We start from the raw sequence: 22,550 nt of genomic DNA on the forward strand, positions 1-22,550 counted from the left end.
CCCCCCCCCCCCCCCACGGTCACCCTCCAGAAGCAGTCGGTGCGCGATTTCGTGGATGTCGCTGCGCCCGAGGATTACACCGATCTCAACAGCAATGGTCGCTGCGACGCGAACGACCCCTATGTCGACAGCAACAACAACAATCGCTGGGATGCCGACCGCGCACGGGACGGGATCGGCGGCGCGCGCGACGTCATGGTCTACACCGCCAACGTCACCTACCCCCGCCTCTTCCCGCTGTTCTCGATGATCGGGCTGCCGGCGAACGTCAATCTGCGGGCGACGACCGTGCTGCGTAGCCAGCCCTTCGACCAGCAGGCCGCGGCGACGACTACCGTGAGGAACTGCACATGACGCGCAACGCCAACACCCTTCGGCGCCTCGTCCGCCGCGTGACCCGGCGCCTGGGCGGCGACACATCCGGCCTCGCCTTCGTCGAGTTCGCCTTTGCCGCGCCCCTGGTGCTGGGCATGGGGATGATGGGCACCGATACGGCGCTGCTGGTGATCACCCATATGCAGGTCAGCCAGGTCGCGATGCAGGCTGCCGACAATGCCTCGCGCGTGGGCACGTCGAACGGGCTCGCGACGCGCCAGGTGACCGAACGCGACGTCGCCGACACCTTCATCGGTGCCGAACAGCTCGGAGCCAACATCCGCATTTTCCAGCAAGGGCGGGTAATCATCTCGAGCCTGCAACGAAACAGTGCGGGCGGGCAATGGATCGCGTGGCAGCGGTGCCGCGGGGCGAAGGTCTACAACTCCTCCTTCGGTGTCGAAGGCGCGGGCCGCACCGGCACGTCCTTTGCCGGCATGGGTCCGACGGGCCGGGTCATTACCGCCGCGCCGGGGACGGCGGTGATGTTCGTCGAGGTCGCCTACGACTTCGATTCCATCACGCCGCTCAACCTCTTCGACAATCAGCAGATCGTCTACACCGCCGTCTTCAACGTGCGCGACAATCGCGACCTGACCGGCGGCCCGGCGTCGAACGGGATATTCCCCGGCGGTCCGGTCGCGCGGTGCAACGTCTACTCGGCGGCGCGCCCGACCTGATCGGGACGGGCCGAGCACGGCTCACTTGACGTAGCAGACCTTGCGCGCCGCCTCAGCGATGCGCGCGGCGTCGACCAGCGCGAGCTTTTCGAGGTTCGCCGCATAGGGCAGCGGCACGTCCTCGTTGCACACCCGAAGCACCGGCGCATCGAGGTGGTCGAAGCCTTCCTCCATGCAGATCGCGATGATTTCCGAGGCGATCGAGCAGGTCGGCCAGCCTTCCTCGGCGACGATCAGCCGGTTGGTCTTGGCGAGGCTTTCGAGCACGGTCTGCTTGTCGAGCGGGCGCAGGGTGCGAAGGTCGATCACTTCGGCGTCGATCCCCTCGTCAGCCAGCTTCGCCGCCGCGTCGAGCGCGAGGCCGACGCCGATCGAATAGCTGACGATGGTGACGTCCTTGCCCTCGCGCACGATCCGCGCCTTGCCGATGGGGAGGACGTAGTCCTCGACATCCGGCACGTCGAAGCTGCGCCCGTAGACGAGCTCGTTCTCGAGAAACACCACCGGGTCTTCCGAGCGGATCGCGGCCTTCATCAGCCCCTTGGCATCGGCCGCGTCATAGGGTGCGATGACGATGAGGCCGGGGACGCTCGCATACCACGGCCCGTAATTCTGCGAGTGCTGCGCCGCGACGCGCGAGGCGGCGCCGTTGGGGCCGCGGAACACGATCGGGCAGCGCATCTGGCCGCCACTCATGTAGTTGGTCTTGGCGGCCGAGTTGATGATGTGGTCGATCGCCTGCATCGCGAAATTGAAGGTCATGAACTCGACGATGGGCCTGAGGCCCCCCATCGCGGCGCCCGTGCCGATGCCGGCGAAGCCGTATTCGGTGATCGGCGTGTCGATCACGCGCTTGGGGCCGAACTCGGCAAGCAGGCCCTGCGTGACCTTGTAGGCGCCCTGGTATTCGGCGACTTCCTCGCCCATCACGAAGACGCGGGCATCGGCGCGCATTTCCTCGGCCATCGCGTCGCGCAGGGCCTCGCGCACGGTGGTGCTGGTGAAGGTGGTGCCTTCGGAAAGCGCGGGATCGCGGGGCGTGCTGGCCTTTGCGTTCAGGGGTTCGGCGGCGGGCTTGGCGCTGCCCGCCTCGCCCTTGCCTTCCTCGCCGCGCGCGGCGACTTCGGGTTCGGCGGCGGCAGCGGGTGCGGGTTCAGCGGCGGGCGCGGAGGCGGGCTCCTCCCCTTCCCCGGCGATCAGCGCGATCACCGCGCCGACGGCCACGTCCTCTGTCCCGGCGGGCACGAGGATCTTCTCGAGCACGCCTTCATCGATCGCCTCGAATTCCATCGTCGCCTTGTCGGTCTCGATCTCGGCGATGATGTCGCCCGGTTCGATCCGGTCGCCTTCTGCCTTGAGCCACTTGGCGAGCGTGCCCTGCTCCATGGTGGGCGAGAGCGCCGGCATCTTCAGTTCGATCCCCATGGCTCAATACTCCTCCACGAGAACATCGGTGTAGAGTTCGCCTGGCCCCGGCTCGGGCGAGGTTTCGGCGAAGTCCGCGGCCTCGGCGACCTGGGCGCGGATCGCCTTGTCGATCGCCTTCAATTCGTCCTCGGTCTTGCCGGCCTCGATGAGGGTCTTCTTGAGGCCCTCGATAGGGTCGTGGTGATCGCGCTGTTCCTGCACTTCCTCGCGGGTGCGGTACTTGGCGGGATCGGACATGGAATGCCCGCGGTAACGGTAGGTGTTGCACTCCATCAGCACCGGGCCCTTGCCGGCACGCACGTGGGCGAAGGCGACCTCGGCCGCGGCGCGCACTTCGAGCACGTCCATGCCGTTCACTTCCATCCCCGGAATGCGGAACGCCGTGCCGCGGCGGTAGAAGCGGGTTTCTGCGGACGAGCGCTTGGTCGCGGTGCCCATCGCGTACTGGTTGTCCTCGACGACGAAGACGATGGGGAGGTTCCACAGGGCAGCCATGTTGAAGGTCTCGTAGACCTGGCCTTGGTTCGCCGCGCCGTCGCCGAAATAGGCAAGGCACAGCCCACCGTCCTCATTGTACTGATGCGCGAGCGCTAGCCCGCCGCCCAGTGCAACCTGCGCGCCGACGATGCCGTGACCGCCGTAGAACTTGTGTTCGGTCGAGAACATATGCATCGACCCACCCTTGCCCTTGGAAATCCCCGCCTCGCGGCCGGTGAGCTCGGCCATGATGACCTTCGGATCGATCCCGTAGGCGAGCATGTGCCCGTGGTCGCGATAGCCGGTGATGACGCTGTCGCGGTCATTGTCGAGCGCCGACTGCAAGCCGATCGCGACTGCCTCTTGGCCGATGTAGAGGTGGCAGAACCCGCCGATCAGGCCGAGGCCGTAGAGCTGGCCCGCCTTCTCCTCGAAGCGGCGGATCAGCAGCATCTGCCGATAGAATTCCAGCATCTCGGCCTCCGAGGCAGCGTAGCGCTTGTTCGCCGCGAAGGCGTCCTGAAGCGAATGCAGGAGGAAGTCGGTGTCGTCGCTCGCGGCAACGGTCGGGTTCGCCGGTTCAGGCGCTTTGGCAGGCTTTCGGGCCAAGACAAGATTCCCTCTCTTTGGCGCGCTCATGGGGAGGAGAAGCGCCTTACGATCCGTCCCCCTATAGGCAGGCTCGCAAGGGTGACGCAACGGCAAGCCGTTGCAGAAAACGAAACCCGCATACGAAATCACGGGTTTGCGCAAAATCAGGGGATGGTCGGCCCCGCCCGGTCCTGATCCTCGTCGAGGGTGATCACGACCTCGTCCTCGCGCATCACGCCGAGATGCTCGCGCACCAGCTCGCTGGCGAGGTCCGGGTCGGCGGCGGCCGGATCGAGCAGCTTCACGCGGTTGCGCAGGCCGTCGCGCTCGTGGGTGAGCTGCGCGATTTCGATCTTGCGCGCCTCGAGCGCGGCGGCGTTCTCGCTCCACGCCAGCAGCCCGGTGGGGCCCGCCACGGCGAAGCCCGCCAGCAGCAGCAACGCGGCCAGCGCCACGAACGGCTTCAGCCTGCTCTCGGTCCCTGCCCTGCGCATCGTTGCGAAAAACCCCCTGCTGTCGCCAGCCACAGAATCACACTTGGCGATCCGCTGCAAGGGCCATGCGGCGTAATGCGTGGGAATCGCGCAAAGATCAGTAGGAACGCGGCAGCCCGAGCACGTGTTCGGCAAGGTAGGAAAGGATGAGGTTGGTCGATATCGGCGCGACGGTGTAGAGCCGCGCCTCGCGGAACTTGCGCTCCACATCGTACTCCTCGGCGAACCCGAAGCCGCCGAAGGTCTGGACGCACATATCCGCCGCCGCCCAGCTCGCCTCCGAGGCGAGCAGCTTGGCCATATTGGCCTCCTCGCCGGGATTGCCGCCCTCGTCATAGACCCGCGCGGCGTGGTGGACCATCAGCTCGGCGGCGCGCATCTGGGCGTAGCAGCGCGCGATCGGGAACTGGACGCCCTGGTTCTGGCCGATGGGCCGGGCGAAGACGCTGCGGTCCTTGGCATAGCCGGTCGCCTTCTCGATAAACCATTTGGCATCCCCGATGCACTCGGCGGCGATCAGGATGCGCTCGGCGTTCATGCCGGAGAGGATGTAGCGGAAGCCCTTCCCTTCCTCCCCGACGAGCGCCGAGGCGGGGATGCGCAGATCGTCCAAGAACACCTCGCAGGACGAGTGGTTCATCATCGTGCGGATCGGCTTCACCGTCATGCCGTTTTGCAGAGCGGCCTGCATATCGACGAGGAAGATCGACAGCCCCTCGGTCTTGCTCGCCGCCTCCTCACGCGGGGTGGTGCGGGCGAGGAGGAGCATCAGGTCGGAATGCTCGGCGCGGCTGGTCCAGATCTTCTGGCCGTTAACCACGTAGTGGTCGCCATCGCGAACCGCGCGGGTCTTGAGGCTGAGGGTGTCCGTTCCGCTGGTGGGTTCCGATACTCCGAAGGCCTGCAAGCGCAGCTCGCCGCTGGCGATGCGGGGAAGATAGGCCGCCTTCTGCTCGGCCGAGCCGTAACGCAGCAGGGTGTTCATGATGTACATTTGCGCGTGCGCGCTGGAGCCGTTGCAGCCCGAAGCCTGGATCTCCTCCATGATCACGCAGGCCGCCTCCAGGCTGAGGCCGCTGCCGCCGTGCTCGGCGGGAATCAGCGCGGCGAGGAAGCCTGCTGCGGTGAGCGCGTTCACGAACTCGCCCGGATATTCGCGGGCCGCATCCTTGGCGCGCCAGTATTGCCCGGGAAAGCCATCGCACAGGCTGCGCACCGCGCTGCGGATTGCGGCGAGTTCCTCGGGTTCCTGGGCGGATAGGGGCACGCGGTCTCTCCTCCATGGCGGCGCGCAAGGCTTCGCGTCCACCTCATCACATGGCTGCTTTCGCGAAAGACCGGGGGCATGGCAATCCCGTTTCGATCTGCTACTCACCCCCATGCACAGACGGGAGACAACCTCATGCAGATCATCGCCCACGATCCGGCGCGCTTTGCCGACCTGCCGGGCTACGCCTTTGCCGAAAACTGGCTGACCGTCGAGCTCGGCGAAGGGTTCCGGGCGAGGATGCACTATCTCGACGAGGGGCCGAAGGACGCGCCGCCGCTGCTGCTGTTCCACGGCGAGCCCTCGTGGTCCTACCTTTACCGCAAGATGATTCCGCTGCTGGTGGCGGCGGGCTTCCGCTGCCTTGCCCCCGATCTCATCGGCTTCGGCAAGAGCGACAAGCCCGCCGAGCAGAGCTTCTACACCTATGCGCGCCATGTCGACTGGCTGAAACAGTGGCGCAACGCCGTGGTCCCGCAGGTCGCCGGGCTGTTCTGCCAGGACTGGGGCGGGCTGCTGGGCCTCAGGATGGTCGGGCAGGAGCCCGATCGCTTCGCTTTCGTGGTCGCTTCCAACACCTTCCTCCCCACGGGCGGCGGCAAGGCCTCGGAAGGCTTCCTCGCGTGGCGCGAATTCGCCCGCGCCTCGCCCGACTTCCGGATCGGCGGGATCATGGACCGGGGCTGCCAGACGACCCTCTCGTCCGCAGAGGTCGCCGCCTACGACGCGCCCTTTCCCGACGAGGCCAGCAAGGCCGGTGCCCGCGCCTTCCCGCAGCTCGTGCCCATCGAGGACGACAAGCCGGGCGTCGCCGACAACAAGGCCGCGTGGGAAGGCCTCGCCGCCTTCGACAAGCCCTTCCTCACCCTGTTCGGCGAGGATGATCCCGTGCTCGGACAGGCGGGGCCCCAGCTAGCCGGCCGCATCAGGGGCGCCGGAGGCCTGCCCCATGCGATGCTGTCCAAGTGCGGGCACTTCAGCCAGGAGGATCATCCCGAAGCGCTGGCCGAAGGGGTGATCGCAATGGCCCGCAAGGCAGGCTTCCTCGCTTGAACGTCGCAGCGCCCCTCCCGCGTGCCGCCTACCTGACCCGCACGCAGGAGCGGGCGCTCGCGCTCACCATCGCGGTGGTGACGGCCAATGCCTATTACATCCACCCGATGATCGGCGACGTCGCCCGCGCCTTCGACGTGGGCGAGGCCCGGATCGGGCTGGTGCCGGCCTTGAACCAGCTCGCGCTGGCGCTCGGCATCCTGCTGCTGCTGCCGCTCGGCGACTTCGTGTCGAACCGCAGGCTATGCCTGATCTTCGTCGCCGGCCAGACCGCCTGCCTCGGCGCGATGGTGATCGCGCCCTCCTTCGCGCTGTTCACCGCCGCTTCGACCCTGCTCGGCTTCGTCACCATCGCGCCCTACCTGATCCCCGCCTTCGCCTCGAAGCGGGTCGCGCCGGAACGGCTCGGGCAGGTCACCGCCCAGCTGACGGCGGCGGTGATCTTCGGCATCCTCGTCGCCCGCGTCGGTGCCGGGATCATCGCCGCCCGCGCCGACTGGCACACGGTCTATGTCTGCGCCTTCGTGCTGATGCTGGCGGTGACCGCCTACCTGCCCTTCGCCATGCGCAGCGAGGGCGCCGCGCCGAAGCAGCCCGGCACGGGCTACGGCGCGCTGATCGCATCGGTCTTCACCCTTGCGGCAAGGCACCCCGACATGCGCCTGTCGGCAGCGATGCAGGGGCTCAATTTCGCGATCTTCACCGCGAGCTGGCTGGCCCTCGCGCTGCACCTGACCGGACCGGAGCTGGGCTACGGCACCGACGATGTCGGCTACCTTGCTGCGATCGCTGCGGTGAGCGTCGTCACCACCCCGCGCCTCGGGCGCTGGGCCGACCGGGTGGGGCCGCGCCGCGCGCGGATCGCGGCAGCCTGCGTCCAGTTTACCGGCATCGCGCTGTTCTACCCGCTGGGCTTCTCGATCTGGGCTGTGCTGGTGCCGCTGTTCATCACCAACCTCGTCGGCCCGAGCATCGACGTGACCGGGCGCATGACGCTCTTCGCCCTCGCGCCCGAAATCCGCACGCGGCTTACCACCAGCTATATCGTCGTCATGTTCATCGGCGGCGCGATCGGCAGCGCGGCGGGCACGGCGGTGTTCGAATGGGGCGGCTGGGGCGCAACCTGCGTGCTGCTTTCGGCCATGTCGAGCGGCATCGTCGCCCTCGCCTTCCACGCCGAGCGGCGTTGGCGGAGAACCGTAGATGTCAATTCACGCTGACAGGCATGGGATTTACACCTTCACCACTTGTTAACCTTTTGACGGTAAACGAGTGTTCGAAGGGCGCTACGGCTACTTACCGATCGGCGATGTTGGATCATCGTCACTCCGGTTAAGCCGAATGCCTTTCCCCAAGGAGGGCGTTACGGTCGAATACCGAATGGCGAGAAAACCTCGCCACTCCGGTTGGACCGAGCGCCCTTTTTTGCGCCTGCTGTCGGCGCAAGGCCGCTTGCCGAGGCGATCGAGCGGAGATCGGGGGAATGGTGACCCCGGCGCGATTCGAACGCGCGGCCCTCAGATTAGGAATCTGATGCTCTATCCTGCTGAGCTACGGGGTCCCGGCGCTTCCCATAGCAGCGCGGCGTCTCAATTCAACTTTTCCGGCGGCGCGACCGGGAACGGCAGCGGGGCTACGGCCACGCCCTCCTCGATCAGCGCCTTCGCCTCGGCGAGGCTCGCCTGGCCGTGGATCGGCGCCTCCTCGCGCTCGCCGTAATGCATCTTGCGGGTCTCCTCGGCGAACCTGTCGCCGACCCACGTGCTGTTCTTGAGCACCTCGGCCTGCACCTTGGCGAGCGCGGCGAGCGCCTGCTGCACCTCGGGGGGCATCGGTGTGTTGGCCATCGGCTGCGGCGCGGCTTGCGCAGGGAGCACCTCCTGCCGCTGGTTGCCCTTGGCGGGCACGGCGGGGGCCATCGGCGCCTTGGCAACCTCGGCCGAGCCGCAGGTGGGGCAAGCGAGCAGGCCGCGCACGCGCTGGTCCTCGAAGTCACCCGAGGAGCCGAACCACCCCTCGAAACGGTGGCCGCCGGAACAGGTCAGGTCGTAGACGATCATGACACGTGCGATGTGACGATTTCCCGCCGGTTGGCAAGAGCGGGCACCTGCGCGCGCACGGCGGCGATGCGGGCGAGGTCAATGTCGCACAAGCCGAGGCCCGTCTCCTTCCCGCCCATGTCGAGCAGCACCTCGCCCCACGGATCGACGACGAGGCTGTGGCCGTAGGTCTCGCGCCCGTCCGCGTGGCGGCCGACCTGCGCGGCGGCGATGACGAAGGCCTGCGCCTCGATCGCGCGGGCGCGCAGCATGACGTGCCAGTGCGCTGCGCCGGTGGGCTTCGTGAAGGCGGCGGGGACGGCGATCGCGTCGCAGGCCCGGTCGCCCAGGGCGCCGAACAGCGCGGGGAAGCGCAGGTCATAGCAGACCGCAAGGCCGAGCCGGCCCACCGGCGTCTCCTCGACCGTGACCACCGCCGCGCCGGGCCGATAGGCGTTGCTTTCGCGCCAGCTCTCGCCGGTGGCGAGATCGACGTCGAACATATGGATCTTGTCGTAGATGACCGGCTCTGCCGCGCCGGGCGCGAACAGCATCGAACGATTGGCGTTCCGGTCGCCGCCCGCCGCCGCCGCCGCCACCGCCATTGACCCCAAGGCGATGGTGAGGCCCGTTTCCTCTGCCAGCCCGGCAAGCTGCGGCACGAAGGGCGATTGGTCCTGCGCAACGATCTTCGGCGCCGCCCGCGCCCGGTCGCGGTCCAGCAGGAGCGACATCTCGGGGGTAAAGAGCATCGCCGCCCCCTGCCCTGCCGCCGTATGCGCAGCCTGAACGATCGCCGCGAAATTGGCCTCGGGATCGATCCCCGAGGTCATTTGCAGAACGGCAATTGTCGGCATCAGCCCGCCAGCAGCGCGTCGAGCTTGCCGGCGCGCTCCAGCGCGGCGAGATCGTCGCTGCCGCCCACGTGGGTCTCGCCGATGAAGATCTGCGGCACGGTCATGGCATTCGGCGCGCGGGCAAGCATCTCGTCGCGCCCGGGGCCTCCAAGCGTGATATCGTGCTCGGTGAACTCCGCGCCCTTCTCGGTCAGCAGGCGCTTGGCGCGCACGCAGAAAGGACAGCCGAACTTGGTGTAGATATCGATCCTGGGGGCGGCCATTTGGCACCTCTTGAAAGCGTTTCTCGGAAAACCAGATAAGGCCGGTCGCCGCGTTTCGCCAGTCTTAGGGAAACGCACAAGGCGGCAAGGCGGGTGCTGCATCCGGCAGGCCCGCGTCAGACGAAAATCGCTCATCAGAGGATTTGTGCCCATGTCCCGTTTCGATTTCACCCCCTACCGCCGCTCCACCGTGGGCTTCGACCGCCTGTTCGACCTGCTCGAGAACCAGGCGCGGCTCAACGCGGGCGACAATTACCCCCCCTTCAACATCTCGCGCCGCGGCGAGGACAATTACCGCATCACGCTGGCCGTGGCGGGCTTCCGGCCGCAGGACATCGACATCACAGCGCAGCAGAACCTGCTGGTCGTGGCTGGCAAGAAGCGCGAGGAGGTCGAGGACGGCTCCGAGCTGATCCATGTCGGCATCGCCAACCGCGGCTTCGAGCGCCGCTTCGAGCTCGCCGATTTCGTGCGGGTCGAGCGTGCGGACCTTGCCGATGGCCTCCTGATCATCGACCTGGTGCGCGAGGTGCCCGATGCGATGAAGCCGCGCAAGATCGCGATCGGCGGCACCGCGACGCTGACTGCGGTGCCGACCGGCGAGAGCGACGCGGCCTGAATTTTGCCGATGCTGAATTGAATAGGGGGCGGACCTCGTGGTCCGCCCCCTGCGACTTGCGTCGCCTCGCCTGGCCGTGTCCGTCCGGGTCGCAGAAGACTTACACAACCGGGCAAGCTCGTTATCGAGGACCGGTCGCCCGTGCCCGCCCGCCCCGCTTCGCCGGATGGGCGGAGACGTGCCACATTGGGCGTTCGAACCCTCACAAACGGTGAAACCCCGCCAGCGGTCTAATGCGGAATAGCGTTGCTGCGCAAGACTTATCTGCAAGTTCCGCAAGCTTGCCGGGTCGCAAGTCTGTGTTGCGAAACAAAGGATTGCAAAGCCTAGCTTATCGCGGGTGGCGGGTGTGCCCGCGGCAATGCGGAAATGATCGCCGGCCGGAAGTTACCCACGGGAAATCGCCCGGCCGAACGCCTCAGACGAGTCGCGATTGCTCCAGCGCGGCGGCGATGAAGCCGGCGAACAGCGGGTGCGGATCGAAGGGGCGCGACTTCAGCTCCGGGTGGAACTGCACGCCGACGAACCACGGATGGTCGGGCCGCTCGACGATCTCGGGCAGCAGCCCGTCGGGGCTCATGCCGGCAAAGATCAGGCCCTGTTTCTCGAGCGGCTCGATGAAGGCGCTGTTGACCTCGTAACGGTGGCGGTGCCGCTCGGAGATGAGCTCCGCGCCGCCATAGATGCGCGAGGTGTGGCTGTTGGGGCTCAATTTGGCCGGATAGGCCCCGAGCCGCATCGTGCCGCCCAGGTCCCCGCCCTCGGCGCGGCTCTGGAGGCCTTCCTTGCTCATCCACTCGGTGATGATGCCCACCACCGGCGTGTCGGTCGGGCCGAATTCGGTCGAGGAGGCCTTCTCGAACCCCGCCGCGCGAGCGCCCTCGATGCAGGCCATCTGCATCCCCAGGCAGATGCCGAAGAACGGGATGTTGCGGGTGCGGGCGAAGCGCACGCTCGCGATCTTGCCCTCGCTCCCGCGCTCGCCGAAGCCGCCGGGCACGAGGATGCCGTGCATGGGCTCCAGCGCGGCGATGATCTGGCTGTCGTCCTCGCCCTCGAAGATCTCGGCGTCGATCCACTTGATGTTGACCTTGACCCGGTTGGCGAGCCCGCCGTGGATCAGCGCCTCGTTCAAGCTCTTGTAGGCATCGGGCAGGCCCACATACTTGCCGACGACGGCGATGGTAACTTCGCCCTCGGGATTGAAATGACGATCGGTCACGTCTGTCCACGAGGTGAGGTCGGGCTCGGGCGCATCGGTGATGCCGAAGGCGCGCAGCACCTCGCGGTCGAGGCCCTCGGCATGGTATTGCTGCGGCACCGAATAGATCGAGGGCGCATCCAGCGCCGGGATCACCGCCTCAGGCCGCACGTTGCAGAACTGCGCGATCTTGCGCCGGTCGCTCTCCGGGATGGGGTGCTCGGCGCGGCACAGCAGGATGTCGGGCTTGATCCCCAATGCGGCCAGCTCGCGCACCGAGTGCTGGGTCGGCTTGGTCTTCAGCTCGCCCGCGGCCTTGATGTAGGGCACCAGCGTCACGTGGACGCTGACCGTCTGCCACGGCTCGAGCTCGTTCCTGAGCTGGCGGATCGCCTCCATGAAGGGCAGGCTCTCGATGTCGCCCACCGTCCCGCCGATCTCGCACAGGATGAAGTCGTTGTCGCCCTGGTCGGCGAGGGCGAATTCCTTGATCGCGTCGGTGACGTGCGGGATCACCTGCACCGTCGCGCCGAGATAGTCGCCGCGCCGCTCGCGGGCGATGATGTCGCGGTAGATGCGCCCCGAGGTGATGTTGTCGCTCTGGCGCGAGGAGACGCCGGTGAAGCGCTCGTAATGCCCCAGATCGAGGTCGGTCTCCGCGCCGTCGTCGGTCACGTAGACCTCGCCGTGCTGGTAGGGGCTCATCGTGCCCGGATCGACGTTGAGGTAGGGGTCGAACTTGCGGATGCGGACCTTGTAGCCGCGCGCCTGGAGCAGCGCCGCGAGCGATGCCGCCATGAGACCTTTGCCGAGCGAGGAAACCACGCCGCCGGTGATGAAAATGAACCGCGCCATGGGATTCGGGCCTTAAGCAAACAAGCGGATTCGGGGCAAGCGGATTGCACCGCGCCAAGGCGGCGCCATCCACAGTGCCGTCGAACAGGGGAGCAGGCGGACCGCGCACGGCCCGCCGGGTTGCGTTTTACTGCGCGGGCGCAGCCGGGGCGGCGGGCGCCGTGCCGTTGCCTGCCGGAGCGGGCGCCGGGACCGACGGAGCCGGAACCGCCGCCGGATCGGCGAGCGGGTCGATCGGCGCTGCGGGCACAGTGCGATCGAGCGTGCTGGTCACCCCGCCCACCCGGCTTTCGCGCACCGCGAGCGCGGCAAGCACGATCGAGAGCGAGACGAAGGCGATCGCCAGCCATTTGGTAGAACGGGTCAGGAAGTCCGCCGCTCCGCGCGCGCCGAAAGCGCCCCCCGGGCTCGAGCCGATGCCGAGGCCGCCCCCTTCGGAGCGCTGCATCAGCACGACGCCGACCAGCGCTGCGGCGATGATCGCCTGGATCACGGAAAGGAACAGGAAGATCGACATGGAAAGGTCTCGCGGGAGCGGGGCGCGTTTCCACACGCCCGGTTGTCATTTGCGCGCCATGTAGGGCCGCTTTCCCCGCGCGGCAAGCCCGGCGGGGGAAAGCCGTGCCCGGCTCAGCTTTCGAGCGGGTCGCTCGCGGCGAGCGCGATGCCCATGAAGCTGTCGGCGGTGAGGCTCGCCCCGCCCACCAGCGCGCCACGCACCTCGGGCACGGCGAAGATCGCCGCCGCGTTGTCGGGCTTCACCGAACCGCCATAGAGGATGCGCACCTCGGGACCGTGCTCCTCGCCCAGCAGCTCGACCAGCAGCGCGCGGACCTCGCCGTGCATGGCGGCGATATCGTCCGTTGTGGCGGCGACGCCGGTGCCGATCGCCCAGATCGGCTCGTAGGCGATGCACAGGCGGTCGGCGATGTCGGCGGGCATGGCGTCCACCGGCGGCAGCGAGGCGGTGAGCTGGGCGCGCACGAAGGCGGCCGCGCCGCCCGATTCGCGGGTTTCCAGTGTCTCGCCGCAGCACATGATGACCCTGAGACCCGCCGCCAAGGCCGCCTCGGCCTTGGCGCGCACGAGCGCGTCGCTCTCGCCATGGTCCTGGCGCCGCTCGGAGTGGCCGAGGATGACGAAGGTCGCCCCTGCATCGGCGATCATCGCCGCCGAGATGTCGCCGGTGTGCGCCCCGCCCTCGGCATGGTGGCAATCCTGCGCGCCGACGGCGATCTGCTCGGCCTCGCGATGGATCGGGTGGATCAGCGTGTAAGGCGGCGCCAGCGCCACCTCGACCTTGGTGAGACGCTGGGCGGCACGATCGATGGCGCGCGCTTCGGACAGCATCGCGCGGGTGCCATGCATCTTCCAGTTTCCGACGATATAGGGTCGGCGGGTCATGCGTTCAGTCCTGCACTTCGAGAAAGGGAGAGGGGTGTGCCCGGGGGCCGTGCGATTCTCGGATCGGCTGTAGTGTCCCCGGGCCGCGTCCGCTAGCCGTCGGCGTTACGCCTGTCAAAAGCCGCGCTCACCTGTTGCCGCGCGGTCGCAGGGGCTCTAAAGCGCGCCCTGCACCGTGCCCCGTCCGGGGTGCGGCACCCCTGGCGCCGCGCGCGTCCCGCCTTCTGCCAGCCTCGACACGGGTCCCGACACAGATGATTTCCTTCTTCCGCCGCTTCTTCGCCTCCAAGATCGGCCTGCCGATCGTTCTCGCCTTCCTCGGGCTGATGGCGCTCGCCTTCGCGGCGTCCGACATCACCGGCGCGACTTTCGGGGGCGTGGCGAACGGCGACCGGATCGCGGTGGTCGGCGGCAGGGCGGTGCCGGTCGCCGAACTCGACATCGCGATGAACAATGCGCTCGATCAGGTGCGCCAGCAGAACCCGACGCTGACCATGCCCGAATTCGTCGCGCAGGGCGGCTTCGATCAGGTGGTCGATCAGTTGATCGATCGGTTTGCGGTGGGCGAATATGCGCGCCGCCATGGCTTGAGGGCCGGCGAGAATCTGGTGAACAGCGAGATCCTCAAGATCCCCGCCTTCCTCGGCGTGACCGGCAAGTTCGACGAGCAGGCCTATCTGGGCGCGCTGCGCTCGCGCGGGCTGACCGATCAGGTGTTCCGCCGCGACCTGGCCGATGGTTTGCTCGACCAGCAATTGCTGCGCCCAGCGATCGCCGCGCCGCGGTTGCCCGAGAAGGTTGCGCGCCAGTATGCCGCGCTGGTGCTGGAGAAGCGCCGGGGCGACATTGCGCTGATTCCCTCGGCGGCCTTCGCGCCGGCGGGCAACCCCACCAACGGGCAGCTTTCCGCCTGGTATTCCGAGAACCGCACCGCCTTCATCCGCCCGGAACGCCGCACGCTGCGCTTCGCGGTGTTCAGCGCCGACAGCCTCAAGGTCGACGCCGCGCCGACCGCCGCCGAGATCGCCGCGCGCTACCAGAAGGATGCCGCGAAGTATGCGGCGAGCGAGAAGCGCGCGATCACCAGCTTCGTCGTGCCCACCCAGGACGCCGCCCGTGCGCTGACCGCGCGAATCCGCGGCGGCGCGTCGCTCGAGACGGTCGCGCGCGAAGCCGGCTTCAGCGCCGCCAAGGGCGAGGCGCGCGAGCGTGCGGCGCTCGGCAATACGACCAGCGCGGCCTTTGCCACCAATGCCTTCGCCGCTGCCGAGGGCGCCGTGATCGAGCCCGCGCAGGGCGCGCTCGGCTGGTATGTCGCCCGGGTCGACCGGATCGAGCGCACCCCGGCGCGCACCCTCGCCCAGGCCACCCCGGAGATCACCCAGGCACTCACCGCCGAAAAGCGCGCCGCCGCGATTGCCGACCGGGTCTCGCAGATCGAGGGCGAGGTCGACGGCGGCACCGCGCTCGCCGACGTCGCCAAGGATTACGGCCTCACCGTCGAGACCACCCCGCCCCTGCTCGCCAACGGCACCGTGTTCGGGCAGCCGGGCGCGCAGATCGTGCCGCAGCTCGCCCCCGTGCTCCAGACCGCGTTCCAGATGGAGGAGAGCGAACCGCAGCTCGCCGAAGTGGTGCCGGGCCAGGACTTCGTGATCTTCGAGGTCGCGCGCATCGAGGAGGCCGCGGCCCCGCCGCTCGGCGAGGTGCGCGAGGCGGCCGTCGCGGCATGGAAGCGCGCGCAGGGCGCCGTGCTTGCCAAGCAGGCCGCCGACCGCATTCTCGCCAAGGTGCGCGGCGGGACGTCGCTCGATGCGGCGCTCGCGGCCGAGCAGAAGCCCTTCGAGCGCGAGCGGATCGACCTCACGCGGCGGCAGCTTCTCTCCCAGCAGCGCCAGCGCGTGCCCCCGCCGCTTGTGCTGATGTTCAGCATGGCCAAGGGCACCGCCAAGGTTCTGGAGGCGCCGGGCAACCTTGGCTGGTTTGTCGTCAACCTCGAGGACATCACCACCCTGCCGGTCGACAGCGAGCCCGGACTGGTCGGGCAGACCCGCCAGCAGCTCGGCCAAGCGCTGACCGGGGAATATGCCCGCCAGGCTTCGGCCGCGATGCGCAAGGAGCTGGGCGTCACCCGCAACGACGCGTCGCTCGCCGCCGTGCGCAAGCGGCTGGTCGGCGACCAGTAAGGCAGCCCGTGACCGCTGCCGCGACGACAGGCCTGCCCGAGAACGCCGCCGCCGCCATCGCCGCGCTTGCCCAGGGCAGGCCGTCGCTGGTGTGGCGGCGGATCATCGCCGACAGCGACACGCCGGTGGGCGCAGGGCGGCGGCTGATCGTGCCCGGGCGCGGCGACTTCCTGCTCGAGAGTGTCGAGGGCGGCGAGGTGCGCGGGCGTTACAGCCTGCTGGGGCTCGACCCCGATCTGGTGTTCCGCGCGCACGGCAACGCCGCCGAGGTCAACCGCGACTGGAAGGCCGACCGCGAAGCCTTCGTCCCGCTCCCCGGCGATGCGCTCGCCGAACTGCGCGCGCTCGCCGATGCCTGCCGGATCGATCCCCTGCCCGAGGGCCTGCCCCCGGCGCTGGCTTGCCTGGTGGGCTATCTCGGCTACGAGACGATCGGCCTCGTCGAGACCCTGCCGCGCGCGCCGGACAGCCCGCTCCAGCTTCCCGACATGCTGTTCGTGCGGCCCACGGTGATCCTGGTGTTCGACGGCCTCACCAACGCGCTGTTCGCGGTCGCGCCGGTGTGGCAGGCCAGCGACCCCGAAGCCGCCGTCGCCCGCGCGGGCGAGCGGATCGATGCGACCCTGAGCCAGCTCGGGCAAGCCATGCCAACCGAGAGCCGCGCGGCGCTGCCGGAGAGCCTCCCCGACTTGGCGCCCGTGATCGCGCCCGATGACTACAAGGCGATGGCCCTCAAGGCCAAGGACTACATCCTTGCCGGCGACATCTTCCAGGTGGTGCTCGCCCAGCGCTTCACCTGCCCTTTCCCGCTCCCCCCGCTGGCGCTCTACCGCGCGCTCCGGCGGGTGAACCCTTCGCCCTTCCTCTACTTCCTCGACCTTCCAGGCTTCGCGCTGGTCGGCTCCTCCCCGGAGATCCTCGTCCGGGTGCGCGAGGGCGAGGTGACGATCCGACCGATCGCCGGCACCCGCCCGCGCGGCAAGACGCGCGAGGAGGATGAGGCCAACGAGGCCAGCCTCCTCGCCGATCCAAAGGAGCGCGCCGAGCACCTGATGCTGCTCGACCTCGGGCGCAATGACGTAGGGCGCGTGGCGGCCGCGGGGACGGTGGAGGTGACGGACAGTTTCACCATCGAGCGCTACAGCCACGTCATGCACATCGTCAGCAACGTCGTCGGGCGGCTCGATCCGGCGAAGGACGCGCTCGATGCGCTCTTTGCAGGCTTCCCCGCCGGCACCGTCTCCGGCGCGCCGAAGATCCGCGCCTGCCAGATCATCGCCGAACTGGAGCCCGAGACGCGCGGCGCCTATGCCGGTGGCGTCGGCTATTTCGCGCCCGACGGGAGCCTCGATTCCTGCATCGTCCTGCGCACGGCGGTCGTGAAGGAAGGGGTCATGCACGTGCAGGCCGGAGCCGGGATCGTCGCCGATTCCGACCCTGACTACGAACTCGCCGAATGCCGCGCCAAGGCGGGCGCGCTGATCGCCGCCGCGCGCGAGGCGGTGCGCGTCGCTGGCGAGCCGGGGTACGGGCAATGAAGCGCCTCGCCCGCCTCGCCCGCCTCACCGCCCTCGCGCTCGCGCTGTCCGGCTGCTCGGAAAGCCCCGAAGGCCAGCCCGTCACCCGCACCGTGCTCGACGGCAAGGGCATCATCGAGGCGCCCTCGCCCGATCCGACGTCAGAGGCGAGCCCGGCGCCCGATCTCGGCCCCTCGGCCTGCGAGAGCGTCACCTTCGAGGGCGTGCCCCTCACCCACTGCATCGCCGATCCCGCGCGGCACCGCATCCGCATGGCGAACCTCGGGCCGGACAGGCAGCCCTATGCCAGCCTCGCCAAGTTCGCCGCCACGGTCGATCCCGCCACCATCGCCTTCGCCATGAACGGCGGAATGTATGGCGATGATTTGAGGGCGATCGGCTACTACGTCGAGAAGGGCGAGCGGCTGAAGGAGCTCGACCGTGGGCAAGGCACCGGCAATTTCTACATGAAGCCCAACGGCGTGTTCTTCGGCAGCGGGGGCAGCTGGCGGGTGCTGGGCAGCAACACCTTCTTCGACACCGTCGGCGAACGGCCCGAATTCGGCACCCAGTCGGGCCCGCTGCTGCTGGTGGACGGCAAGCTCCATCCCGAGATCCAGGACAACGGCCCCTCGCGCGCGGTCCGCAACGGCGTGGGCGTGGATGCCGCCGGCAAGGCGCATTTCGTCATCAGCGATGCGCCGATCAGCTTCGGCCAGCTCGCCCGCTATTTCCGCGACGTGCTCAAGGTGCGAAACGCGCTCTATCTCGACGGCGCGGTCTCGAGCCTGTGGGACCCGGCGGGCGGGCGGCAGGACGGCGGCCGCGTCGGCCCGATCATCGTCGTGACCAAGCGGCAGATGGCGGCATCGCAGCCAGCGGCAGGGACACCGGCACCATGATTCTCGTCATCGACAATTACGACAGCTTCACCTTCAACCTCGTCCATTACCTGATGGAGCTGGGCGCCGAGGTGCGGGTCGAGCGCAACGACGCGCTGACCGCCGCCGAGGCGCTGCGGACGAACGCGGCGGGCTTTCTCATCTCCCCCGGCCCCTGCACGCCGAACGAGGCCGGGATCAGCCTCGATCTGGTCGCGGCCTGTGCCGATGCGGCAAGGCCGCTGATGGGCGTGTGCCTCGGGCATCAGGCGATCGGGCAGCATTTCGGCGGAACGGTACAGCGCGGCGGGCTGATGCATGGCAAGACCTCGCCCGTGACGCATGACGGGACGGGGGTTTTTGCGGGCCTGCCTTCGCCGTTCATCGCCACGCGCTACCACAGCCTCGAGGTGGTGGATGTGCCGGAAGAGCTCGTCGCCAACGCCCATGCCGAAACGCCCGGCGCCGATCACCCCAGCTGTATGGGCTTCCGCCATGCCTCGCTCCCGATCCATTCGGTGCAGTTCCACCCGGAAAGCATCGCCACCGAACACGGTCACGCGCTCCTCGCCAATTTCCTGCGCGCCTGCGGGATGGCGCCCGTCCTTCCCGAGGCATTGCGCGCATGAGCCTGCTCCCCGCCATCACCCCCGCCCCCATGACCGAGCCCGAGGCCGAGGCGGCCTTCGGCGTCGTCCTCGACGGGGCGCCCTCGGAAGAAGCGATCGCGCAGTTCCTCGTCGCCCTCTCGGAACGCGGCGAGACCGCCGACGAGATCGCCGGCGCGGCGCGGGCCTTGCGGGCGCGGCTGATCCCCATCGACGCACCCGCCGGGGCGATCGACGTCTGCGGCACGGGGGGCGATGGGCATCACACCCTCAACGTCTCGACCGCCGTCAGCCTGGTGGTCGCGGCAAGCGGCGTACCGGTCGCCAAGCACGGCAACCGCGCCGCCTCTTCGAAGGCGGGAGCGGCGGATACGCTCGAAGCGCTCGGCCTCGACATGGACGCCGCCGGGCGCACGGCGGAAAAGACCCTCGCCGCAATCGGCATCTGCTTCCTCTTCGCCAAGAACCACCACCCGGCGATGGCGCGCATCCAGCCCATCCGGCAGCGGATCGGCAAGCGCACGATCTTCAACCTGATGGGCCCCTTGTCGAACCCCGCGCGCGTGGAAAGCCAGCTGATCGGCATCGCCCGCCCGGCCTACGTCCCCATCTATGCCGGCGCGATGGCACGGCTCGGCACGGGGCGCTCGCTGATCGTCTCGGGCGACGAGGGGCTGGACGAGCTGAGCATCGCGGGCGGCAACGAGGTGGCGGTGGTGACGGGCAACACCTTCCGGATGAAGCGGATCGCAGTGGACGCGGCGGGCCTGCCCCATGCGCCCATCGAGGCGATCCGGGGCGACGATGCGAAACATAATGCGGCGGCCCTGAAGGCCCTGCTGATGGGCACCCCCGGGCCCTATCGCGACGCGGTGCTGTTCAACGCGGCCGGCGCGCTGACCGTCGCCGGGCGCGGCGGCGACTGGCGCGAAAGGGCGGCGATGGCCGCCGAGGCGCTGGACTCGGGCGCGGCCCTGGCGCTGCTCGACAAGTGGATCGCGCTCGCCAGATAACACCCATCCCGTCCGTGTCGAGCGACGTCGAGATACACCGCACGGGCCTCTCGACTTCGCTCGAGGCGAACGGCAAAGGCATGAGACCATGAACAAGCTCGAGGAAATCTGCGCCACCAAGCGCGAGGAAGTCGCCGCCCGCAAGGCCGCGATGACCACCGCCGCGCTCGCCGAAGCCGCCGCCGCGCAAGACCCTCCGCGCGGCTTCGAGGCCGCCCTGCGCGCGCGCGCCGCCTCCGGCTTTGCCCTGATCGCCGAGATCAAGAAGGCGAGCCCGTCGAAGGGCCTGATCCGCGCCGACTTTCGCCCGGCCGACCACGCCCGGGCCTATCAAGAGGGCGGCGCCGCCTGCCTCTCGGTCCTCACCGACGCGCCCTATTTCCAGGGCCACGAGGACTACCTCGTGCAGGCACGCGCCGCTTGCAATCTGCCCGTCCTGCGCAAGGACTTCATGGTCGACCCCTGGCAATGCCTCGAGGCCCGCGCCATCGGCGCCGACGCGATCCTCATCATCGTCGCTGCCCTGTCCGACGCGCAGATGGCCGAGATCGAGGCGGCGGCGCGCGAGCACGGCATGGACGTCCTCGTCGAGGTCCATGACGAGGCCGAGATGGCCCGCGCCGCCGCACACCTCCGCTCGCGCCTCATCGGGGTCAACAACCGCGACCTCCGGACCTTCACCACCGACCTCGCCACCACCGAGCGCCTCGCCCCCCTCGCCCCCGAAGGCACGCTGCTGGTCGGCGAAAGCGGGATCGCCACCCGCGCCGACTGCGACCGCCTCGCCGCCCATGGGGTGCGCACCTTCCTCGTCGGCGAGAGCCTGATGCGGGCTGACGATATCGCCGCCGCCACCCGCGCGCTGATCGGCGCCGACTAGCACGGACCCGTTCGTGTCGAGCCCTTCGGCAGGCTCAGGGCAGGCAGCCGACATTCTGTCGTCAGTCGAGACACCATGCACCGGCCTCTCGACTTTGCTCGAGGCGAACGGATAGGAGGGCCCATGACCAAGCTCACCCACCTCGACGAGACCGGCGCCGCGCGGATGGTCGACGTCGGCGGAAAGGCCGAGACGCAGCGTCGCGCCGTCGCCAGCGGGCGCATCGCCATGTCGCCGCAGGCCCTCGCCGCGATCCGCGACGGCAACGCCCCCAAAGGCGACGTCCTCGCCGCCGCGCGCATCGCCGGGATCATGGCCGCGAAGCGCACCGGCGAGCTCATCCCGCTGTGCCACCCCCTCGGGCTCGAGGCGGTGACGGTCGACTTTGCCTTCGAGGAGAGCGACGGCGCCCATGCGATCCGTGTCACCGCCACCGCCTCCCTCACCGGCAAGACCGGGGTGGAAATGGAAGCGATGACAGCCGCTTCGATCGCACTCCTGACAATCTACGACATGGCCAAGGCCGTCGACAAGGGCATGGTCATTGCCGACCTCCGCCTCGTCGAAAAGACCGGCGGCAAGTCGGGCGACTGGCGGGCGGAACCGTGAGCGCACTACCGCCGCCGCTCGCGCTCGAGGAAGCGCAGGCCCGCCTGCTCGCCCTCGCCCCGCGGATCGCGGCCGAGACCGTCCCCGCCGAGACCGCGCTCGGCCGCGTGCTCGCCGAGGACCTTCTCGCCGCCCGCACCCAGCCCCCGGCCGACCTTTCGGCGATGGACGGCTATGCCCTCGGCGAAGGCGAAGGCCCCTGGCGGCTCGTCGGGGAAAGCCGCGCGGGCGCGCCCTATCGCGAGGTGCTGGGAGAAGGCGAGGCGGCGCGGATCTCGACCGGGGCGATGGTGCCGCCGGGTGCGGGCCGCATCCTGATGCAGGAGGACGCGGTCGACACCGATGGCATCATCGCCGCCACCGAAGTCCCCCCGCCCGGCCGCCACATCCGCCCGCGCGGGCTGGATTTCCACGCCGGCGACCGGCTGCTCGCGCGCGGCACGCGCCTGACCCCTGCGGCAATCGCGTTGGCGCTGGCCGGCGGGCACGCAAGTCTTCCCGTCGCCCGCACCCTGCGCGTGGCGGTGCTGGATTCGGGCGACGAGCTCAGCGCCGATCCCGCCGCCTGTCTCCCCCACCAGATCCCGGCGAGCAACGGGGCGATGATCGCCGCGATGCTGGGCGAATGGGGCTGCGAGGTTAAGCGCATCGGCCCGGTGCCGGACGATCGCGCCGCGCTCGCCGCCGCGCTGGCGCAGGCGGAAAGCGCCGACATCCTCGTGACCTCGGGCGGGGCCTCGGTGGGCGATCACGATCTCATCAAGCCCGCGCTTGCCGAATGGGGCGCCGAGACCGACTTCTGGCGCGTGGCGATCAAGCCCGGCAAGCCGCTGCTGGTGGCGACTCGCCGCCATGCGGAAGGTCACCAGGTGATCCTCGGCCTGCCCGGCAACCCGGTCTCGAGCTTCGTGACCGCCTTCCTTTTCGCGCTGCCGCTGGTGCGCGCGGCGGCTGGCGAGCGCGCGGCCTTGCCCCGCCCGGTGACGCTCGTGGCGGGCGAGGATCTGCCCGCGGTCGGCCCCCGGCGCGAGTTCCTGCGCGCGGTGCGCGAGGGCGATGCGGTGCGGCTCGCCGGATCGCAAGATTCCTCGGCGCTGTCCGCGCTGGCAGCGGCAGACGCGCTGATCGACCGCCCCGCCCACGCCCCGACGCTCACCGCAGGCACGCCGGTCACGGTCTACCTGCTCCGGAATGGCTGAAATGCTGGCGTTTGCCGCGCGGTCCTGTTGACAGCATTCCAACAGTTGCCTAAT

The 22,550-nt window shown here is 69.0% G+C and carries 22 protein-coding genes, 1 tRNA gene and 1 pseudogene; 13 read left to right on the forward strand and 11 right to left on the reverse strand.

What is annotated here, in order from left to right:
• Together OPU67_RS09570 and OPU67_RS09575 are read left to right on the forward strand one after the other, a co-directional pair.
• Positions 1-354: pseudogene (locus tag OPU67_RS09570) on the forward strand (pilus assembly protein); the annotation flags it as partial.
• Positions 351-1,055 (forward strand): TadE/TadG family type IV pilus assembly protein, encoded by a 705-nt coding sequence (locus OPU67_RS09575; RefSeq protein ID WP_267619310.1) that lies wholly within the window; start codon positions 351-353, stop codon positions 1,053-1,055. The pseudogene OPU67_RS09570 and the gene OPU67_RS09575, both read left to right, overlap by 4 nt.
• A 21-nt stretch (positions 1,056-1,076) precedes the next feature.
• Here OPU67_RS09575 and OPU67_RS09580 read toward each other — a convergent pair whose 3' ends face one another.
• From OPU67_RS09580 to OPU67_RS09595, 4 genes are all read right to left on the reverse strand, one after another.
• On the reverse strand, positions 1,077-2,480 hold the full coding sequence (locus OPU67_RS09580) for a pyruvate dehydrogenase complex E1 component subunit beta (protein WP_267619311.1): 1,404 nt from the start codon (positions 2,478-2,480) through the stop codon (positions 1,077-1,079).
• Between the two features lie 3 nt (positions 2,481-2,483).
• Positions 2,484-3,599 carry a pyruvate dehydrogenase (acetyl-transferring) E1 component subunit alpha gene (gene pdhA, locus OPU67_RS09585; RefSeq protein ID WP_420708991.1) on the reverse strand — a complete coding sequence of 372 codons (1,116 nt, stop codon included), beginning with the start codon at positions 3,597-3,599 and terminating at the stop codon, positions 2,484-2,486.
• 116 nt (positions 3,600-3,715) lie between these two features.
• Positions 3,716-4,045: an FtsB family cell division protein gene (locus tag OPU67_RS09590; RefSeq protein WP_267619313.1), complete on the reverse strand. Its 330-nt coding sequence runs from the start codon at positions 4,043-4,045 to the stop codon at positions 3,716-3,718.
• Between the two features lie 97 nt (positions 4,046-4,142).
• Positions 4,143-5,312, reverse strand: a complete 1,170-nt coding sequence (locus OPU67_RS09595; protein ID WP_267619314.1) for an acyl-CoA dehydrogenase family protein — start codon at positions 5,310-5,312, stop codon at positions 4,143-4,145.
• 135 nt (positions 5,313-5,447) lie between these two features.
• Here OPU67_RS09595 and OPU67_RS09600 point away from each other — a divergent pair, with 135 nt between their 5' ends.
• Together OPU67_RS09600 and OPU67_RS09605 are read left to right on the forward strand one after the other, a co-directional pair.
• Entirely contained in the window at positions 5,448-6,365 is a 918-nt protein-coding gene (locus OPU67_RS09600; RefSeq protein ID WP_267619315.1) for a haloalkane dehalogenase, read from the forward strand.
• Positions 6,362-7,585 carry an MFS transporter gene (locus OPU67_RS09605; protein ID WP_267619316.1) on the forward strand — a complete coding sequence of 408 codons (1,224 nt, stop codon included), beginning with the start codon at positions 6,362-6,364 and terminating at the stop codon, positions 7,583-7,585. Before OPU67_RS09600 ends, OPU67_RS09605 begins: the two co-directional genes overlap by 4 nt.
• Positions 7,586-7,849: 264 nt before the next feature.
• On the opposite strand, the gene OPU67_RS09610 is transcribed toward OPU67_RS09605, so the two are convergent.
• From OPU67_RS09610 to grxC, 4 genes are all read right to left on the reverse strand, one after another.
• Positions 7,850-7,926, reverse strand: a tRNA-Arg gene (locus tag OPU67_RS09610).
• 28 nt (positions 7,927-7,954) lie between these two features.
• Positions 7,955-8,425, reverse strand: a complete 471-nt coding sequence (locus OPU67_RS09615) for a DUF1178 family protein (RefSeq protein WP_267619317.1) — start codon at positions 8,423-8,425, stop codon at positions 7,955-7,957.
• Positions 8,422-9,261, reverse strand: a complete 840-nt coding sequence (locus tag OPU67_RS09620) for a carbon-nitrogen hydrolase family protein (protein WP_267619318.1) — start codon at positions 9,259-9,261, stop codon at positions 8,422-8,424. Before OPU67_RS09620 ends, OPU67_RS09615 begins: the two co-directional genes overlap by 4 nt.
• Positions 9,261-9,524 carry a glutaredoxin 3 gene (gene grxC, locus OPU67_RS09625; protein ID WP_267619319.1) on the reverse strand — a complete coding sequence of 88 codons (264 nt, stop codon included), beginning with the start codon at positions 9,522-9,524 and terminating at the stop codon, positions 9,261-9,263. Before grxC ends, OPU67_RS09620 begins: the two co-directional genes overlap by 1 nt.
• A gap of 151 nt (positions 9,525-9,675) precedes the next feature.
• Here grxC and OPU67_RS09630 point away from each other — a divergent pair, with 151 nt between their 5' ends.
• Positions 9,676-10,143, forward strand: coding sequence for an Hsp20 family protein (locus tag OPU67_RS09630; protein WP_267619320.1), 468 nt, complete (start codon positions 9,676-9,678; stop codon positions 10,141-10,143).
• Positions 10,144-10,561: 418 nt separating this feature from the next.
• Here OPU67_RS09630 and OPU67_RS09635 read toward each other — a convergent pair whose 3' ends face one another.
• From OPU67_RS09635 to tpiA, 3 genes are all read right to left on the reverse strand, one after another.
• Positions 10,562-12,199, reverse strand: a complete 1,638-nt coding sequence (locus tag OPU67_RS09635; protein ID WP_267619321.1) for a CTP synthase — start codon at positions 12,197-12,199, stop codon at positions 10,562-10,564.
• A gap of 127 nt (positions 12,200-12,326) precedes the next feature.
• Positions 12,327-12,710 (reverse strand): preprotein translocase subunit SecG, encoded by a 384-nt coding sequence (gene secG / locus OPU67_RS09640; protein WP_420708994.1) that lies wholly within the window; start codon positions 12,708-12,710, stop codon positions 12,327-12,329.
• Between the two features lie 119 nt (positions 12,711-12,829).
• The gene (gene tpiA, locus OPU67_RS09645; protein ID WP_267619323.1) at positions 12,830-13,603 is read right to left on the reverse strand and encodes a triose-phosphate isomerase; all 774 of its coding nucleotides are present in this window, start codon (positions 13,601-13,603) and stop codon (positions 12,830-12,832) included.
• 254 nt (positions 13,604-13,857) lie between these two features.
• Here tpiA and OPU67_RS09650 point away from each other — a divergent pair, with 254 nt between their 5' ends.
• The 8 genes from OPU67_RS09650 (at position 13,858) to OPU67_RS09685 (ending at position 22,496) form a co-directional block, all read left to right on the forward strand.
• Positions 13,858-15,789, forward strand: coding sequence for a peptidylprolyl isomerase (locus OPU67_RS09650; protein ID WP_267619324.1), 1,932 nt, complete (start codon positions 13,858-13,860; stop codon positions 15,787-15,789).
• A gap of 8 nt (positions 15,790-15,797) precedes the next feature.
• Entirely contained in the window at positions 15,798-17,327 is a 1,530-nt protein-coding gene (gene trpE / locus OPU67_RS09655) for an anthranilate synthase component I (RefSeq protein WP_267619325.1), read from the forward strand.
• Positions 17,324-18,208: a phosphodiester glycosidase family protein gene (locus tag OPU67_RS09660; RefSeq protein ID WP_267619326.1), complete on the forward strand. Its 885-nt coding sequence runs from the start codon at positions 17,324-17,326 to the stop codon at positions 18,206-18,208. The genes trpE and OPU67_RS09660 overlap by 4 nt, the downstream gene beginning before the upstream one ends.
• Entirely contained in the window at positions 18,205-18,816 is a 612-nt protein-coding gene (locus OPU67_RS09665) for an anthranilate synthase component II (protein ID WP_267619327.1), read from the forward strand. The genes OPU67_RS09660 and OPU67_RS09665 overlap by 4 nt, the downstream gene beginning before the upstream one ends.
• Positions 18,813-19,808 (forward strand): anthranilate phosphoribosyltransferase, encoded by a 996-nt coding sequence (gene trpD / locus OPU67_RS09670; RefSeq protein ID WP_267619328.1) that lies wholly within the window; start codon positions 18,813-18,815, stop codon positions 19,806-19,808. The genes OPU67_RS09665 and trpD overlap by 4 nt, the downstream gene beginning before the upstream one ends.
• An 88-nt stretch (positions 19,809-19,896) precedes the next feature.
• Positions 19,897-20,688, forward strand: a complete 792-nt coding sequence (gene trpC, locus OPU67_RS09675) for an indole-3-glycerol phosphate synthase TrpC (RefSeq protein ID WP_267619329.1) — start codon at positions 19,897-19,899, stop codon at positions 20,686-20,688.
• Positions 20,689-20,811: 123 nt separating this feature from the next.
• On the forward strand, positions 20,812-21,297 hold the full coding sequence (gene moaC / locus OPU67_RS09680; RefSeq protein ID WP_267619330.1) for a cyclic pyranopterin monophosphate synthase MoaC: 486 nt from the start codon (positions 20,812-20,814) through the stop codon (positions 21,295-21,297).
• Positions 21,294-22,496, forward strand: coding sequence for a molybdopterin molybdotransferase MoeA (locus OPU67_RS09685; RefSeq protein WP_267619331.1), 1,203 nt, complete (start codon positions 21,294-21,296; stop codon positions 22,494-22,496). Before moaC ends, OPU67_RS09685 begins: the two co-directional genes overlap by 4 nt.
• The last annotated feature ends 54 nt before the right edge of the window (positions 22,497-22,550 follow it).

This window comes from Erythrobacter sp. WG, from assembly GCF_026586795.1.
GTDB lineage: Bacteria > Pseudomonadota > Alphaproteobacteria > Sphingomonadales > Sphingomonadaceae > Erythrobacter.

Bases quoted from the DNA above. Each gene is read 5' to 3' on its own strand.
- OPU67_RS09615 (WP_267619317.1), bottom strand. From the start codon at position 8,425: ATGATCGTCTACGACCTGACCTGTTCCGGCGGCCACCGTTTCGAGGGG.
- tpiA (WP_267619323.1), bottom strand. From the start codon at position 13,603: ATGACCCGCCGACCCTATATCGTCGGAAACTGGAAGATGCATGGCACC.
- grxC (WP_267619319.1), bottom strand. From the start codon at position 9,524: ATGGCCGCCCCCAGGATCGATATCTACACCAAGTTCGGCTGTCCTTTC.
- OPU67_RS09635 (WP_267619321.1), bottom strand. From the start codon at position 12,199: ATGGCGCGGTTCATTTTCATCACCGGCGGCGTGGTTTCCTCGCTCGGC.
- OPU67_RS09630 (WP_267619320.1), top strand. From the start codon at position 9,676: ATGTCCCGTTTCGATTTCACCCCCTACCGCCGCTCCACCGTGGGCTTC.
- OPU67_RS09660 (WP_267619326.1), top strand. From the start codon at position 17,324: ATGAAGCGCCTCGCCCGCCTCGCCCGCCTCACCGCCCTCGCGCTCGCG.
- trpD (WP_267619328.1), top strand. From the start codon at position 18,813: ATGAGCCTGCTCCCCGCCATCACCCCCGCCCCCATGACCGAGCCCGAG.
- OPU67_RS09620 (WP_267619318.1), bottom strand. From the start codon at position 9,261: ATGCCGACAATTGCCGTTCTGCAAATGACCTCGGGGATCGATCCCGAG.
- OPU67_RS09590 (WP_267619313.1), bottom strand. From the start codon at position 4,045: ATGCGCAGGGCAGGGACCGAGAGCAGGCTGAAGCCGTTCGTGGCGCTG.
- OPU67_RS09575 (WP_267619310.1), top strand. From the start codon at position 351: ATGACGCGCAACGCCAACACCCTTCGGCGCCTCGTCCGCCGCGTGACC.
- OPU67_RS09580 (WP_267619311.1), bottom strand. From the start codon at position 2,480: ATGGGGATCGAACTGAAGATGCCGGCGCTCTCGCCCACCATGGAGCAG.
- OPU67_RS09665 (WP_267619327.1), top strand. From the start codon at position 18,205: ATGATTCTCGTCATCGACAATTACGACAGCTTCACCTTCAACCTCGTC.
- OPU67_RS09600 (WP_267619315.1), top strand. From the start codon at position 5,448: ATGCAGATCATCGCCCACGATCCGGCGCGCTTTGCCGACCTGCCGGGC.
- trpC (WP_267619329.1), top strand. From the start codon at position 19,897: ATGAACAAGCTCGAGGAAATCTGCGCCACCAAGCGCGAGGAAGTCGCC.
- OPU67_RS09650 (WP_267619324.1), top strand. From the start codon at position 13,858: ATGATTTCCTTCTTCCGCCGCTTCTTCGCCTCCAAGATCGGCCTGCCG.
- pdhA (WP_420708991.1), bottom strand. From the start codon at position 3,599: ATGAGCGCGCCAAAGAGAGGGAATCTTGTCTTGGCCCGAAAGCCTGCC.
- moaC (WP_267619330.1), top strand. From the start codon at position 20,812: ATGACCAAGCTCACCCACCTCGACGAGACCGGCGCCGCGCGGATGGTC.